A 16,685-nucleotide genomic window follows, 5' to 3' on the forward strand; every position below is an offset into this window, starting at 1 on the left:
ACAGGATGCCCGGACGTTACGACCAGTCCCGATACTGGTCAAGCAGTTTTGAGCAATGCAGATGGGTTTGTAAATTATGTCGTGAAATTGGTAACTGTTGCTGTTGAGCTACACAGGTAAACGCCGGTACTGCAGCGGGCTTAGCCCGGTGGTGACTTTAAACTGCTTGCAGAAAGAGGGCTGATCGCTGAAGCCGCATTTCATCGCGACGTCCGCAACGGAATCGTTTGTCTGTCGTAACAGCACAGCCGCAGCCTCGACACGCTGGCGGATCAGATACTGCTTGGGTGTAATCTGAATCATCGCCTGCATGAGGCGTTCAAACTGGCTGATCGACAGCCCCGACTCCTTCGCCAGGTCACTGATTCGCAATGGCTGTCGAAAGTCATTGCGCATCCGCTGTAAAGCCACTGAGAGTTTGCTGAAGCGAGGATCTTTCGAGGTCGGTGCATGAAGTTCTCGTGAGACCCCCATGATGCCGCGGATGATTCCGAGGTGATTGCGGATAAGGACTTTATTCGTCGTGTACCAGCCGACTGAGCCATCGCTGTTGGAGATCATCTCGAGCTGATCCTGCAGGCTCTTCCCTTTGGCGAGCAGGAACTCATCCTGCTTGTGATACGTCGTCGCGAGCATTTCGGGATAGATTTCAAACGCGGTCTTCCCGATCACGTCATCACGTCGCCATTGAGGGCAGCTTTTCAGAAAGCCTTCGTTGACCCACAGGTAATGCCCTTTGACATCCTTGATGCAGATGTTGACCTCTTCCAGTTTCGAGAAGACGTCTTCAAATAACGCCAGCGCCGGGATCTCGTCATACAGGGCGGCGAGGCGGTCTTTGAAATCGTTTTTGTAATTTTTCAGCAGCGTCATAGTGGAATCGATTATTGAGTTGCCAATTCTCCGGGTCAACAATCGGTTCTTAAATGTTACAAAGACGGCGATTTCTTAAGGTGATGTGATGAAAAAACTTCTCCCACTCCTGCTCGTTGCCTTCGCCTGCAACATCACTATCGCTCAATCAGTTCGCGATGAACGCCTCCAGTCAGCCGCAGCTCAGAAGATTCTGACCAAGTGGCAGTCCGATGCCGATCGCTCACAAAAGCGTTACCTGCACGTCTTCGCCTGGACACCAGCTGACAGGCCTCTTCCTGAAAACCACGAAGAACGCCTGAACCGTATCCTCAAACACATTCAGGCTTTTTACGCCAACGAAATGGATCGTCACGGGTTTGGTCACCTGACGATTAACATGCAACGTACTGGCGAAGGCAAGGTCCTGATCCATTCCGTCAAAGGACAAAAGCCCTACGCTGATTATGATAAGCCCTCCGGTAATGAGATTCGTAAAGAGTGTATGGGAGTTCTGACTGCTCAGGGACTCGATCCCGATCAAGAGACCATGATTATCTTCTGCAATCTCGCCGAATGGGATCCAAAGGCGTTAACGTTCTCTCACAAGTCCCCTTATTACGGCGGCGGAACCGCAGCTAGTGGGGTCTGTTGGCAGCTCGATTCCCCCGAACTCGATATCCCCAACATCAAACTCAAGCAGCCGAAGATCCGCGATGGCGAGTACGGGAACATTTCCCTCGGCCGTCACAATTCGATCTTCATCGGCGGCATGGCTCACGAACTCGGCCACGGCCTGGGTCTGCCACACTGCTCGCCACGTCCCGATGAAAAAGTTCGAGGCCAGCCGATTATGGGTCTCGGAAATCAGACTTACGGCGAGGAAATGCGCGGCGAAGGCCAGGGAGCATTTCTGAGCTTCGCTCATGCCCTGCGTTTAGCCACGCATCCCCAGTTCTCCGGCGTGAGCAAACAACTCGATGTCCGCCCGAAAGTCGAGGCATCGCTGAAGTCGATTGACGTCGATGGGAAAGCCATCCGTGTCAAAGGAAACGTCAAAGGAGAACCGCCAGTCTACGGGGTGGTTGCCTACTTTGATCCCGAAGGAAACTCGGATTACAACGCGACGACCATGACTGCGATTCCCGATGCCGCTGGCGACTTCGAATTCGCCAGCGATGCTCTTGCCAAGGGCAAACTGGGAGAACTGCGCATCAAGCCGCTGCATTGCAATGGCTTAGTCAGCGACAGTCCCGAGCTTCGATTGATGTATCGTGTCAGCCCCGATGGAGTCCCCGATATCTCGACGGCTCAGATTCGTCTGGAGTTAGCCCCCTTCCTGGAAGCCTACTCTGGACGAGATCAGGAGAAGACAAAGCGTCTGGCGGATCGCATCTCATCAAAACAGGGAGCAGCAATCGCCAAACATCTCATGTCCCTGTCTGCACCAACAAAGACACCTGCAGAAGCCGGCGGCTCGACCAAGTCAGCCCCTCTGACATCCTTCAAGCCGAACACCGTCGAAGTCGGCTGGATGCGAGGCACCTTTGATCGACTCCCCGATAACAGCGTCTTGCTGGAATCCGCAGGTCAGATTTTTGAACGTGGTCTGTATGCCCATGCACCGGCCAGGCATGTTTATTCGCTCGGCGGGAAATGGAAATCTTTGACCGGGAAAGCAGGGATTGCCGATGGGCACACCGGCTCGGCGCAGTTCATCGTCAAAGGAGACAACAAAACGCTTTGGCAGTCTGATGTCGTCAAAGCCGGGCAACTCGTTGAGTTTCAAGTCGATCTGTCCGGAGTTCAGGAACTCGAGTTGAGCGTCGGTCCAACTCCCGACGGCACCCGAGATGACTGGGGATTGTGGTTGGCCCCCGAGCTGCATGCTGAGTGAAAACGGCATGCCACTGCTGATCGACGAGCAGTGCCGATGTTGCGGGATAATTGTTGTGAATATGTTTCAAGAGGTCGTCTGCGTCCTGTAAGGACGATTTCTGTCAGCCCAGGATGAAATCCTGGGAAAATGAGGGCCCCAGAAATATTCCGCCCTGTAGGGGCGGGTCAATTGTGCCATCAACGATGATCCGCCCTTACAGGGCGAGTGCGCTCTCGTATACCAAACCCCAGGACGTTGTCCTGGGCTGACAGATATCGTCCCTGCAGGACGGCGATCAAGACGGTCGGAACGAAATATCGAATCGTTTGATGGTCAGTAATTTCGTGCCGAACGCGTTGGGGATAAGCCAGCAGTGCCAGCAGATCGCGGCACAGTCATTGCTTACTTCGAGCGTGGTTCGACGCCATGCAAATGGCGAACATAGAAGTCCCGCCACTTCCGCCAGGCCGTTGGGTTTGAGGTCCCCGACCCGTGACCGCCGCCGGGGACGACGAGCATGTCGAAGTCCTTATTGGCTTTAAGCAGGGCATCGACGACCTGCATGGTCGAAGCAGGATCGACATTCTCATCCTTCTCGCCGACGATCAGGAACAGTTTGCCTTCCATCTTCTTGGCGCCGGTGACGTTGGACTGTTCGTCGTAGTGAGGGCCGATCGGCCAGCCCATCCACTGCTCGTTCCACCAGATCTTGTCCATGCGGTTGTCGTGACAGCCACAGTCAGCGACCGCGACGTGATAGAAGTCGTGGTGATCGATCAAGGCTCGCATGGCATTCTGTCCGCCAGCAGACCCTCCGCCGATGCCGACGTGGTTGAGATCCATCCAGGGACGAGTCGACGCAGCGGCAGTGATCCAGAGCTTGCGATCCGGGAAACCTGCATCCGCGATATTCTTCCAGGCGACATCATGAAACGCCTTCGAGCGATCAGACGTCCCCATACCGTCACAGGAGACAACGACGAAACCGAGTTCCGCCATCGATTGCTGACGCGGGGCAGAGGAGAACGTCACCGGGGAATGCGACCCGTGAGGCCCGGCGTAGATCCACTCAATGATCGGATACTTCTTGCTCGCATCGAAGTTCGAAGGGCGATAGATGACCCCGTAAATATCAGTCTTGCCGTCGCGACCTTTCGAAACGAATCGTTCTGGTTCGACCCAGCCAGCCTCCTTCAACGCCGTCATGTCGCAGCTGGCCAGTTCACAGATCTGCTTGCCGGTCTTCGCGTCACGCAACACATGCACTGGTCCCAGATCGACGCGCGACCAGGTATCCACCAGGACAGAACCATCGGGCGAGAAGGCCGTCGAGTGAGACCCGTCCCCTTCTGTCAGCAGGGTCAGATCTTTGCTGTCCATGTTGATGCGGGCGACCTGCTTGTAGTAAGGACTTTGCTCGGGATGATAGCCACCCATGTCGAAGACGATCTCGCGTGATTTCTCGTCGACTTTGATGACATCGCGCACGACCCATTCGCCACTCGTCAGCTGGCATTTGACCTGGCCAGTCTTCCCGTCGTACAGATACAGATGACGCCAGCCATCGCGTTCGGACGCCCAGACGTATTCATCGGTGTCTCGCAGGTGAAACAGATAGCGCTTGTAAGCCCAGTCAAGGAACGTCGGGCTCTGCTCATCAATGATGGTCCGCACGTTCCCGGTGTTTACATCGAGGCCGAGCACGCGAAAGACCTGATGTCCACGCTGGTTCAAAGAGAAGCGAAGTTCACTCCCATCGGGGCTCCAGTGGAACTCATCCAGGCTCCATTGGTTGGCATACAGTTCGTTGTTGATCGCCTTCGCATCGCCAGTCTTGGCATCGACGAGCACAAGTCGCTTTTGTTCGGTATCGTCGCCGGGCTTGAGGTAATCGTAGGAATGCAGTTTGGGTTGAAGCTGATCGCGAGGCGATGACTCAACATAGTAAACCTTGCGATCCCCGCCGGGCTTGGTCACCATTGCGACGAAATGGGTTTGATCGCCAGACCAGTAAACATCAGGAGAAATCGACTCGCCGGAGGTTTCAACATCGAGTTTCCAGACGGCTTTCTCTTCGCCCAGGAGTTCATCTTTGAGGATGATCGACTTGTCTTTGACATCGACCGTGAACGATTTATCGGACGACGTTCGGCTGCGCGAAGCATCCTGAATTCGGCGTTCGCCACCGCCGCCGCGACGACGGTTCGGTCGTTCGCCGCGTGGAGGCTGATGCTCGATCGGCTCCAGTTTGGCAGAGGCGATGTCATACTTGAAGCGTTTGTCTTCACAGGTCAGTTCGACGGTCGTGAAGTCATCGTTGAAGGTCAGTAAAGAAAGTGACATCTTCGACGGGCTGATCTCTTTCTTCAGCCCCTCTGAGAGCATGCCAGCGAGGACCGCATGATCAAACGCAGGGACCGGCTTGGTGTCTCCTGCCTTGACGAGCAGATACTCGAACTCACCCGGACGGGGTTCATGTCGATACCAGAACGAAGCGGTCCGCCCAATCCAGCTTGGCATCAGCGTGGCATTGGTCGCCTTGCCGCGCATCCTCTCGCCCCAGCGATCGGCACGTTCATAATCGGCTTTCGTGCCCTGCGCGAACGTCATGCTGGAAGTCAGGGAAATCGCGATCACCAGAGAGAGCAAAGCGACACGGACCATCAGTGTATCCTTCGAACGTAAATGCAAGGTGGTCGATCGAGGCAGATCGAAACCACGACGTGAGACATCGTCGCCGTACAAACCCCGGCAATGCAAACTCCAATTCTCCCCCTTTGTGCAGCTCAGCGGTTTTTGTGAAAACTCACCACGCCAAAGGGTGATTTTCTCCAATCGCAGACTGATCCAGCGAGTATTCAGGCACCAGGCAAACTGTTCGTACTAAAGCAAAGCCAGACGTCGTCGTTGAAAAGAAGCAGCCAGGCGTTCCAGGTGCTCTGATGCATCAGGAAGTCGTTCATATCGATCCGCGCAAGCAGGCGGTTTGCCCAATTCAGCCTGCTAACTAATCGGAGCGGCTTAGTGACGTGCGTAAGTCTTTGATGATTGAACCCAGTGAACAAGCACGTCATTCCAGTTTCACTAAACAATGTCAAGATTGTGTTAATTCGTCATAATTGTTCTTGAGGTTTGATTTCAAGAAGCCCAGACTGGCAGTCAACAAAGTTTCTTACTGAGAACATAAGTGTCTTTTGAGGATATTTCTGTTGCCTAATAGTGCATGTTATTGAGGCTAGCAAGGAGAAAATTGAGGCATGATCAACAAGATGGATTTCCGTTGACGTCGCCTCTTTCAAAGTTTAGTCGCAAAATTTGTACATTTTCAGCATGTTTAATAGCAAGCAAACACAACTTTCTCAATCTACATGTCAGCCGTAAGGAATTTCTTTGTCTTGGCATTTTGTCTGCGTATCCTGCCATCTCATCAACCGATGCGATGCTGATCGCATGACTCACAATCGACCGAAGCTCTTCGGTCATACGCTTTTTTCGTTTTCTCCTTATTCCCTAACGTGAGGCAATACACATGCATCGTTTACGAAATCGTGGATTTACCCTGATTGAACTCCTGGTGGTGATTGCCATCATCGCGACGCTAGTCGCCATTCTGCTCCCTGCTGTCCAGCAGGCCCGCGAAGCCGCTCGTCGCAGCAGCTGCTCCAATAATCTCAAGCAGATGGGCCTGGCTCTTCACAACTATCACGATGTTTATCTCCAGTTCCCCGTTGCCTCGGTTGGTGAACACAGCAACGGCGGTCAGTGGGCACGTCAGGCATCCTGGATGGTCCGCATCCTGCCATTCATCGATCAGGCAGCCGCCTACGATGGGTTAACTTTTACCGCCAGCAACTTTGACGACGGCCCGGAGACATGGCTCGCCCCGAATCGCAACTGGCAAGTCATGAGCCAGGCACGGGTTCCCGTCTACAACTGTCCTTCCAGCCCACTTCCAGGAACACGACAAGATACCCTCAGTGCTCTAACCATGGGACTCTCGCCTGCTCCCCCATCCAACACCATTCAAGTACAGACTTCCGACTATGCAGCGAACAGTGGCAGCCGGTTTCAAGGTGGAACGGTCGCAACCGTCGCAACGACATCATTCTCGGTGTGGAACGGATACCATGCCGATAACGGAGTCATTCCATTCCTTCTCCGCCCCGGCACCTCGACACCTCCCGCCTTCCCCGGCAGCTCAGTGACATTCGCAAAAATCAGCGACGGAGCGAGCAATACCATTGCCATCGGCGAACAGTCTGATTTCCATAACAAGGTGAATGATTACCGCACCGGCAATGTGAAGGGCGGGATTTGGTCGTGCGGATCGGGTAGCAACGAACGAGAAAATCTCAACTGCGTCGTCACTTTGGTCCCTATCAACTACACAGGGACTAACTGGCAAACGACACGACGCAATGCGGATGTTGTTTACAATAACTCCGCCTTCCGTTCGGCACACTCAGGCGGTGCTCAGTTCTGCCTGGCTGATGGGTCTGTCAGATTCATCTCGGAAACCCTTTACTTTGGGACTTACACCGCGCTGATGGACCGTCAAGACGGAAACGTCGTCGGTGAGTTCTAAAGTGTCTCCCGTAAGGGTCATCCCACAGCAATAACGCGAATTCTGGCGGCGGGCCGGACGGAAAACACGTTGGTGTGACGTCCTGACGCCGCCTCGCGATGCGTACAAATCATTCCCGGCAATAAAAATAACCAGCAAGCTTCACTTAACTTTACGTCTTCATTTTCAGGTTGTGCCGTATGTCTTCCTCTTTTCCTCGGATCTGCACGTTGGCTCTCTGGTCCCTCATCCTCCTGCAATGCGGATGTGGCCCGAGCGGCCCTCAAATTTTCCCTGTCAGCGGGGTGGTCACGAAAGGTGGTAAGCCAGTTCCGTCTGCCACGGTGACGTTCTATCCGGCTTCAGGAAAATCATCCTGGGGACTGACGGACGAATCGGGAAAGTTCGTCCTTCAATATGATGCCAATCAACCCGGGGCTGTCGGTGGTGAGCATCGCGTTTCGATCGTGTATGGCGGGCCTCAGCCTCCCCCGCAGAACGACGGTGAACCCGGAAAGCGCGCCCCTGCCGCTGCCAAGAGTGAACCGCTCGTGAGTCTGGAATGGCCGGAAGCAGTCACTGTGTCGAAAGACGCCACCGTTTTCGAATTTGCCTTAAAGAACTAGTCGCACAAGTTCTAAACGCCTGCAAGTTTTGTCAAAAATCGTCTAGCAAAAAGGCGATTTTTTCCAACCGCTTCGGTGTCCATCTGAACGTCAAATGACAAACATTCCGTTCGTACGAAGGCAAAACTAAACGTCGTTACTGCTAGTGGGCTATTGAATTTCCGGGAAAAAATGACGCGCATGTGAGCAGATTCAATCAAAGGTGCGCAGAACTTACACACGCATCCAGTTCCATCGATACTCAAAACATCTCGACGGCAGTTAAGAAATTGTCAGAATTCGGCAATCGCTTTAACGAAGCATGACAAGTCTCCCGATTCAGATCGCGAAGAACTCATTTTACTAGGTGAGCGGCATATGACCTGCCTATGGTAAGGGAGAAGTGCCCCGGCATATTCCCTTTCTTCAGCGGCGCGCAACGCTGCAGATCCCTTTCTTCGAGTCATTTTTCTCGGGAGCGTTTCATGTCTTCAAAAACCAGATCTGGCTTTACCCTGATCGAGTTACTGGTGGTCATTGCCATCATCGCGGTCCTTGTTGCAATTCTACTGCCAGCTGTTCAGCAGGCCCGTGAAGCCGCTCGACGTTCCAGCTGCTCCAACAATCTCAAGCAGATGGGCCTGGCGATTCACAACTATCACGATGTTTACAACAGCATGCCCCCTGCGGGTGTCGGTGAAGTTTACAACTCCAGTGGCTGGTCTCGTCAGCCATCATGGATGGTCCGCCTCATGCCCTATCTCGAACAAGGTGCTGCTTATGACGCGGCTCCGATGGTCAACAACAACTTCGATAACTGGAATGCTGACTGGACTGCTCCCGTTCGTGCCTGGCAGGTCATGAATAATTCGAAGATGCCGGTCTTCAACTGTCCTTCCAGCCCCCTCCCGCAGACCGCCAGCTACCCGACGACTCCTGGCTCTCAAGCTCTCGGTGCACCGGCAACAATCAATGTTCAAATCTCCGACTACGCCGCCAACAGTGGCAGCTCATTCCAGGGCGGAACTGTTTCGACAGTTGCCAGTGGCGTCACCTGGGAGTGGGGCGGTTACATGGCCGACAATGGCGTTCTGCCATTCATTACACGTCAAGGCTTTGCCCGCTTCTATGGCAAGAAGGTCAACTTCGCCACCATCACCGATGGGACCAGTAACACGATCGCTCTGGGAGAACAATCGGACTTCTACAACAAGACCAGTGATTACCGCGCCAGCTACAACACCAGCGGTTTGTGGTCATGCCAGACCTCCAGCATCGACAGCTATAACGGCAATCACGTTGTCACCTCTTTCCCGATCAACGCCACCGTTATGAACTGGACGGGGGAATGGGCTGACTGGGGACGCGACATCGTCAAGTACAACAACACGGCCTTTCGTTCTGCTCACGCAGGCGGTGCGCAGTTCGTGCTCGCAGATGGCTCTGTCCGATTCATCTCCGAAACCATTTACTTCGGAACCTACACCGCTCTGATGGATCGTGCTGATGGCTCGGTCATTGGCGAATTCTAATCATTGTTCTGCCCATTGAGTTGCCCGGTATCAAATTTGGATGCCGGGCAATTCATCAAGGCCTTTATGCGACTCCCCTTTTTTCTCCCTGCTTCATCGAGACAGACAATGTCGATTGCTCCCATTTCTCATCGAATTCCAACTTTTGGACTGCTCTTCGTTGTGGCCATGCTGTCAGGATGCGGACCACGCTCAGGGCTTGAAATTATTCCTGTCGATGGTGTGGTGACGCTCCAGGGGCAGCCACTCTCCAACGCTCTGGTGACCTTCTATCCACAATCGGGACGTTCATCGTCTGCAAAAACAGATTCGACAGGTCACTTCGATCTGAAGTATTCTGCAGATAAGATGGGGGCAGTTGTGGGCACTCACGAGGTTCACATTACCTACGGCGGTCCGCAACCTCCTTCACAGGCAGCTGCCTCGGGCAAGTCCACAGTCACCAGCAAGCCGATTCCTCCCGGTGACTACAAATCCCCCGAACCATTTTCCGTTACAGAATCATCTCATCATTTCGAAATTAAGATTCCGTGACGTTATCCTTCACGCAGTCAACCGTTTCTGAATTCTCGCGTTGAACACAGGTCACCTCCATGCTTGTTTCTCACCACCACGCCGCCTTGTTTCTCACCTGTCTTCTGGGAGCATCTCTTGCTGCTCCCCTGCGGGCGGGTGACGACGCGAAGTCGGCTCCCATGTCCAAAGTCTTCGAGATCGAAGCCTTTCGCGACGATTCGTCCAGCCCGATGCGATCGATGATCCATCGCTACAGCGAAGACTACGGCCTGCTGCGTCGCTTCTACGACATGCGTTTTTCCCCGGCTCGCCTGGATGCCTGTCGCACCTTCACCAACGAATGGATCCAGCGTCTCAAGGACGCCGACTTCAATGCTCTCGATCTTGAAGGTCAGGTCGATTATCACCTCCTTCGCAATAAACTCGATCACGAACTTTCGCTGCTTTCCCAAACACAGTCCAAGAACGAAGCCGCCAGCAAGCTGCTCCCGTTCGCACCGACGATCTGGGAACTTTACGATTCGCTCCGCAAAATCGAACCCGTCGATCCAATCAAAACCGCAGACATGATGACCTCACTGTCTGCTGCGATTGCCGACGCCGACAAAGCGGTCAAAAACAAGACCGTGACTGCTGATCCGCTCGTCGCCATGCATGCCGGCTATGTCCTTGATGACCTCGACCGCGGGCTGCGGCGCTGGTATTCGTTCCGTGATTCCTACGACCCGCAATTCAGCTGGTGGCTGAGCGAACCCAATTCGAAAGTCGTCAAAGCGATCGCCGATTACCGGGCCTCCCTGCGTGGCATTTCCGTCGGCACTTCCGACAACGATCCGATCATCGGCCAGCCCATCGGCCGCGATGCTCTGCTCGCGGAACTCAAGCTCGAAATGATCGACTACACTCCCGAAGAGCTGATCCAGATCGGCGAACGCGAACTCGTCTGGTGTCACAACGAGATGAAAAAAGCCGCCGCTGAGATGGGCTTCGGCGACGACTGGCATGCTGCTCTGACCGAAGTCGAGACACGCCACGTTCCTCCCGGCGATCAGCCCAAGCTCATCAAAGAGCTCGCAGAAGAAGCCGTCGCATTCATCGAACAGCGCGACCTCGTCACCATTCCTAAAGTCTGCAAAATGCTCTGGCAGATGGAGATGATGACGCCCCAGCGTCAACGCGTGAATCCGTACTTCACCGGCGGCGAAACCATCAGCGTCTCCTTCCCGACGCAGGAGATGGCTCACGCCGACAAGCTGATGAGTATGCAGGGGAACAACATTCACTTCTCCCGCGCGACCGTTCATCACGAACTCATTCCCGGTCACCATCTTCAGCTTTACATGGCCGACCGCTACCGTCCTCACCGCCAGCTCTTCCGCACCCCCTTCCAAGTCGAAGGCTGGGCTCTCTACTGGGAAATGCTGTTGTGGGATCTCGACTTTGGCAAGACCCCGGAAGACCGCATGGGCATGCTTTTCTGGCGTTCACACCGCTGTGCCCGCATCATCTTCTCCCTCAAATATCACCTCAGCCAGATGACCGCCGATGAAGCCGTCGCCTTCCTGGTTGAGAACGTCGGCCACAATAAACGCAACGCGACCGCAGAAGTCCGTCGCTCCGTGGAAGGCGCCTACGGTCCTCTTTACCAGGCAGCCTACATGCTCGGCGGCCTGCAGATCATGAACCTGCGTAAGCAACTGGTCGACACGGGGAAAATGACCGATAAAGACTTCCACGACATGATCCTGTACCAAAACTCCGTCCCGAACAAAGCCGTCAAAGCCATCCTCCTCGAAGAGAAACTCACCACAGAGGGCTTCCCCGAGTGGCGTTTCTATGATTTGTAGGGTCCGCTGTGCGGACCGTTAATCCGCACCATTTTCACTTAAACTCATCCACTTCGTCTCTAACCCAAATACAAAAATCCCATGCCACGCTCGCACGTTTTCCAAGGTTGCATTCCCGCACTGATGACCCCCTGCCACGCCGATGGGGGGATCAACTACGACGCCCTCGTCAAGAAGGGCAAAGAACTCATTGACCTCGGCATGTCGGCCGTCGTTTACTGCGGTTCCATGGGCGACTGGCCCCTGCTGACCGATGGCGAGCGCCAGGAAGGGGTCCGACTGCTCTGCGAAGCAGGCGTGCCCGTCGTCGTCGGAACCGGTGCCCAGAACCCACGACTCGCTGCCGCTCATGCCCGACATGCCCGCGAAGTCGGTGCCGCTGGCCTGATGGTCATCCCGCGAGTTCTTTCTCGCGGGACGTCCAAGGTCGCTCAGAAGGCTCACTTCTCCGAGATCCTCAAAGCCGCCGGTGACGTTCCCGCCGTCATCTACAACAGCCCGTACTACGGCTTCGAAACAAAAGCCGACCTCTTCTTCGAACTTCGAGATAGCCACAAAAACCTCGTCGGCTTCAAAGAATTCGGCGGGGCTGCCTCTCTCTCCTATGCCGCCGAACACATCACGGGCATCGATTCGGAACTCGTACTCATGGCCGGTGTCGATACCCAGGTCTTCCACGGCATCGTCCGCTGCAATGCCTCCGGCGCCATCACCGGGGTCGGCAACGCACTTCCCAAACAATGCCTGCGTCTGGTCGAACTTTGCCTGCAAGCCGCTGACGGAGATCCATCGGCCCGTAAGCTCGCCCTCGAACTCGACGAAGCCCTCAAGGTCCTCTCCACCTTCGACGAAGGCCCGGACCTCGTTCTGCATTACAAGCACCTGATGGTCCTCGAAGGCAATCCCGAATACGAACACCACTTCAACAAGACCGACGCTCTCTCGCCAAGTCAGAAAGACTATCTGACGGGTCAGTGGACGCAGTTCAAATCATGGTGGAGCAAGTGGCCAGGAGCAAACACATGATTACCTCCAACACACAGCGCATCCGTGTGATTGATTCCCATACCGAAGGCGAGCCAACGCGCGTCGTCCTCGGCGGTGGACCGGATCTGGGATCTGGCTCACTGGCCGAACGCCTCCAGATCTTCCGCACTCAACACGATGACTTCCGTCGCCTCATCATCCTCGAGCCACGCGGCTACGACGCCGTCGTCGGTGCCTTGATGTGCGAGCCGACCGATTCGAGCTGCGCCGCAGCTGTGATCTTCTTCAACAACGCCGGTTACCTTGGTATGTGTGGTCACGGCACAATCGGCCTCGCCGTGACGCTCTACCATCTTGGTCGCATCGGACTCGGGGTTCAACGCATCGAAACGCCTGTTGGCATTGTCGAAGTGAATGTCCTCTCGCCCAATCAGGTGACCATCGAGAACGTCGCCAGCTACCGCAAAACCAAAGACATCACGATCGACGTCGAAGGCCTCGGCCAGGTCACCGGCGATGTCGCCTACGGTGGCAACTGGTTCTTCCTTGCCAAGAATGCCCCGTTTGATCTCAACGTCAAAAACGTCCGCCAACTGACCGACGCCGCCGACAAAGTCCGCTATCGTCTGCGCGACCTCGGCATCACAGGCGACAACGGCGCGGAGATCGATCACGTCGAATTCTTCGGCCCCGCAGAACACCCCGAAGCTCACAGTCGCAACTATGTTTACTGTCCCGGCGGCGAGTACGATCGCTCCCCCTGCGGCACCGGTACGAGCGCGAAAGTCGCCTGTCTGGCCGCCGATGGCATACTGGCTCCAGATCAACCCTGGGTCCAGGAAAGCATCATCGGCTCCAGTTTCCAGGCGACCTACCGTCACGACTTGCAGGGGCGAGTGATTCCTCGCATCACCGGCCGAGCGTTCATCGTCAGCGAAGCCACCCTGATCCGCCAACCCGGCGACCCCTTCCCCACCCGATAACTTCCTTCTCCCCCCGGGAGAAGGTGGCCGACAGGCCGGATGAGGGCATCGCGCCAACAAGCCATCTATAAACTAAGAAAGCACCCGAGGGCGGCAACCGATTTCATTCTGAAGTCCCTTCTCCCTTGAGGGGAGAAGGTGCCCGAAGGGCGGATGAGGGTGAGGCATAGGCACTCACAGACTCCCATTCGCAACCCCGCGACAGACACTTCATTTCCACTCTTCAACAACCCGCACTCACAACAAAACTCCCATGATCGCAGCCGCTCATCCTGAATCCGTCACCATCGTCGGCGGAGGCATCATCGGCCTCACAGTCGCTCATTACCTCGTCGATGCGGGCCTGAAAGTCACGCTCATCGACAAGAGCACGATCGCAGCCGCCTGCTCACATGGAAACTGTGGCTACATCTGCCCCAGTCACGTCCTCCCGCTGACAGAGCCCGCCGCGATCCCGCTGGCGATCAAGTCCCTGTTCAATTCCAAAGCACCCTTCTCCGTCAAACCACGCTTCAGTCCCGCCCTCGTCAACTGGATGTGGCAGTTCGCCCGACGCTGCACCCAGCGTCAGATGCTCACCTCCGGAGTGGCCCTCAAAGCGATTCTCGATTCCTCGCTCGACGAATACAAACGTCTCATCGCCGCTCAACAACTCGACTGCCAGTTCAAGACAAACGGCCTCCTCTACGTCCTCAGAACCGACCACGGCTTCGACGAGTTCGCCAAGACCGACAACTTTCTCACTGACAACTTCGGCGTCACCGCCACCCGTATGAACGGCAGCGAACTGGCGACCTTCGAGCCCGCCCTTAAACCAGGTCTCGCCGGTGCCTTCCTCTACCCCGGCGATGCGTCGGTCAACCCGTCGCAACTCAATCAGTCACTTGTGAGCTCATTGAAGAGTCGTGGTGTGGAGTTTCGTGAAAACTGCCTGCTCACCGGCGTCAAAAAATCTTCCGGTCGCATCACTCATCTGGAAACCTCCCAGGGCGACCTCCCTGTCGACGCCGTCGTCTTCGCGACCGGCGCCTGGAGCACGAAACTCTCCTCGACCCTCGAATGCAAAATCCCCATCGAACCCGGCAAAGGCTATTCCGTCACCATGACCCGCCCCGAGCCCTGCCCGTCGTACCCGATGCTCTTCCCCGAACACAAAGTCGGCGTCTCCCCCTTTGAAAATACCTACCGCCTCGGCTCGATGATGGAGTTCTCAGGCTACGACGAATCAATCCCCGCGCATCGTATCCAGCAACTGCAAGACTCCGCCAAGCCCTACCTCATCACCCCCTTCACCGACCAGAAGCTCGAAACCTGGTACGGTTGGCGCCCTATGACCTGGGATAGTCTCCCCATCATCGGCCAGACCCCACGTTTCTCCAACACCTGGCTCGCGACCGGCCACAACATGCTCGGCCTTTCCCTCGCGACCGCGACTGGACGCCTCGTCAAAGAAATGATCCTCAAAGAACCGACGCACATCGATCCGTTACCGTATTCGCCGACTCGCTTTTAAGTGAGTACGAACTTACTTCACGCTCTCAAAAACGCAGAGGAGGTCATCCGAAAAAGCATCTCGATTACAACCATTCCAAAATGCTCGCGAATCGTTGTCCAAGAATCTGAACACATCTCCTGTCCGCGCTCACTACCTCAATATTACATTTCTCTTGACGTGAGACATCGCTATGACACTTCGCAGCCGCTTTGCGTTTACGCTCATTGAACTCCTCGTTGTGATTGCCATTATCGCAACGCTTGTCGCCATTCTGCTCCCCGCTGTACAACAGGCACGTGAAGCCGCTCGGCGCAGTACCTGCAAGAATAACCTGAAACAACTCGGACTGGCCCTTCACAACTACCACGATACCTATTCGACCCTTCCTCCCGGATCCGTCGACATCTCCCAGGTAAATGGCTCTCTATGGGCCTGGTCGGCCATGATTCTCCCTCAGCTTGAACAGGCTTCTCTTTTCGACCTCATGAAGCCAGGTCCCAATACGCTGGGAGATTGCCTCCAGCCAGGCTCAGCAGCCAACACCAGCGGCAGCAACACTCGGCTGATCATCGACCAGATGCAGAAGCCCATCTCCGTCTTCCGTTGCCCCAGCGACTCGGCGGATGCCCTGATTACCAACTTTCCAGATGGCTTTGGCAGCCTCTTCTGGGCGGATCTCACCGAAGCAAACGGAAATAACAATACCGCCACCATCCGCTCCAACTACGTCGGCAACCACTCCACTCACCGCTATTGGGGTCAGCCCTGGTGGGGACCTCCCAGTGATTACATCGCCTCCAATCCCAGTAGCTTCAATGGCCTGTTTGGCTTTAATACCGTCATCCGATTCCGTGATGTCACGGACGGCCTGAGCAATACGATCGCTGTCGGTGAACGCACCTCATTTGCCCATAGTCCTACCAGTGGGGTCGCCTTTGACTGTGTCGGTGCCTCACCCTTCGGACATAAAAAAGAATGGGGTCAGTGGAACTCCGGGCTGGTCATCGGCTCGGGCGGTTTCCTGATCAATCACGACCAGCCTAACGGCGGCGACCCCAACGCCATCTGGTCAATGTGCCGATACGCGTATTCCAGCCTGCATAAGGGGGGAGCGCAGTTCGTCTTCGCTGATGGATCTGTCCATTTCATTAACGAGAACATCGATCATCGCGTTGACGGTGAATTCGACGGTTCAATGTTTGAAAAGCTGCTTCACAGAAACGATGGGATGCCTGTTGGTCAGTTTTAGACCAGCCAGATCGTATGCCCTGTCTCTAACCATCCCATCCGTCCTCGAGTGCATCCGATTTCACTGTCCATTTAAGACGCTCTGTCTCACTGTCTCGCGCGGACATTCTACTTTTCGAAAAGACGCAGACGCGGCGGGCATCCTGGATGCCCGCCGCGATTCTCCGCGTTTCGGAC

At 55.3% G+C, this 16,685-nt stretch carries 12 protein-coding genes; 10 read left to right on the plus strand and 2 right to left on the minus strand.

Going from position 1 to position 16,685, the window contains the following annotated elements; translation table 11 throughout:
* Nucleotides 1-108: 108 nt before the first annotated feature.
* Nucleotides 109-873 carry a PAS domain-containing protein gene (locus SH248x_RS17325; RefSeq protein WP_459555562.1) on the minus strand — a complete coding sequence of 255 codons (765 nt, stop codon included), beginning with the start codon at nucleotides 871-873 and terminating at the stop codon, nucleotides 109-111.
* A gap of 88 nt (nucleotides 874-961) precedes the next feature.
* On the opposite strand from SH248x_RS17325, the gene SH248x_RS17330 reads away from it, so the two are divergent.
* Complete coding sequence (locus tag SH248x_RS17330) at nucleotides 962-2,749, plus strand: NPCBM/NEW2 domain-containing protein (RefSeq protein ID WP_459555563.1); 1,788 nt, start codon at nucleotides 962-964, stop codon at nucleotides 2,747-2,749.
* A 384-nt stretch (nucleotides 2,750-3,133) separates the two neighbouring features.
* Here SH248x_RS17330 and SH248x_RS17335 read toward each other — a convergent pair whose 3' ends face one another.
* The gene (locus SH248x_RS17335; protein ID WP_459555564.1) at nucleotides 3,134-5,395 is read right to left on the minus strand and encodes a S9 family peptidase; all 2,262 of its coding nucleotides are present in this window, start codon (nucleotides 5,393-5,395) and stop codon (nucleotides 3,134-3,136) included.
* A gap of 865 nt (nucleotides 5,396-6,260) precedes the next feature.
* Here SH248x_RS17335 and SH248x_RS17340 point away from each other — a divergent pair.
* From SH248x_RS17340 to SH248x_RS17380, 9 genes are all read left to right on the plus strand, one after another.
* Nucleotides 6,261-7,316: a DUF1559 family PulG-like putative transporter gene (locus SH248x_RS17340; protein WP_459555565.1), complete on the plus strand. Its 1,056-nt coding sequence runs from the start codon at nucleotides 6,261-6,263 to the stop codon at nucleotides 7,314-7,316.
* A gap of 179 nt (nucleotides 7,317-7,495) precedes the next feature.
* Entirely contained in the window at nucleotides 7,496-7,921 is a 426-nt protein-coding gene (locus tag SH248x_RS17345) for a carboxypeptidase-like regulatory domain-containing protein (protein WP_459555566.1), read from the plus strand.
* Between the two features lie 464 nt (nucleotides 7,922-8,385).
* On the plus strand, nucleotides 8,386-9,432 hold the full coding sequence (locus tag SH248x_RS17350; RefSeq protein ID WP_459555567.1) for a DUF1559 family PulG-like putative transporter: 1,047 nt from the start codon (nucleotides 8,386-8,388) through the stop codon (nucleotides 9,430-9,432).
* Nucleotides 9,433-9,540: 108 nt separating this feature from the next.
* Nucleotides 9,541-9,966 (plus strand): transthyretin-like family protein, encoded by a 426-nt coding sequence (locus SH248x_RS17355; protein ID WP_459555568.1) that lies wholly within the window; start codon nucleotides 9,541-9,543, stop codon nucleotides 9,964-9,966.
* A 59-nt stretch (nucleotides 9,967-10,025) separates the two neighbouring features.
* Entirely contained in the window at nucleotides 10,026-11,795 is a 1,770-nt protein-coding gene (locus tag SH248x_RS17360; RefSeq protein ID WP_459555569.1) for a DUF885 domain-containing protein, read from the plus strand.
* 81 nt (nucleotides 11,796-11,876) lie between these two features.
* A complete protein-coding gene (locus SH248x_RS17365) occupies nucleotides 11,877-12,821 on the plus strand; it encodes a dihydrodipicolinate synthase family protein (RefSeq protein ID WP_459555570.1) in 945 nt (314 codons plus the stop codon).
* A complete protein-coding gene (locus SH248x_RS17370) occupies nucleotides 12,818-13,765 on the plus strand; it encodes a proline racemase family protein (RefSeq protein WP_459555571.1) in 948 nt (315 codons plus the stop codon). Before SH248x_RS17365 ends, SH248x_RS17370 begins: the two co-directional genes overlap by 4 nt.
* Nucleotides 13,766-14,018: 253 nt before the next feature.
* On the plus strand, nucleotides 14,019-15,278 hold the full coding sequence (locus SH248x_RS17375; protein WP_459555572.1) for an NAD(P)/FAD-dependent oxidoreductase: 1,260 nt from the start codon (nucleotides 14,019-14,021) through the stop codon (nucleotides 15,276-15,278).
* Nucleotides 15,279-15,450: 172 nt separating this feature from the next.
* Nucleotides 15,451-16,509 carry a DUF1559 family PulG-like putative transporter gene (locus tag SH248x_RS17380; RefSeq protein WP_459555573.1) on the plus strand — a complete coding sequence of 353 codons (1,059 nt, stop codon included), beginning with the start codon at nucleotides 15,451-15,453 and terminating at the stop codon, nucleotides 16,507-16,509.
* Nucleotides 16,510-16,685: the final 176 nt, after the last annotated feature.

Origin of the sequence: Lacunimicrobium album (assembly GCF_052161635.1) — a bacterium.
Taxonomy (GTDB): Bacteria; Planctomycetota; Planctomycetia; order Planctomycetales; family Planctomycetaceae; genus SXPC01.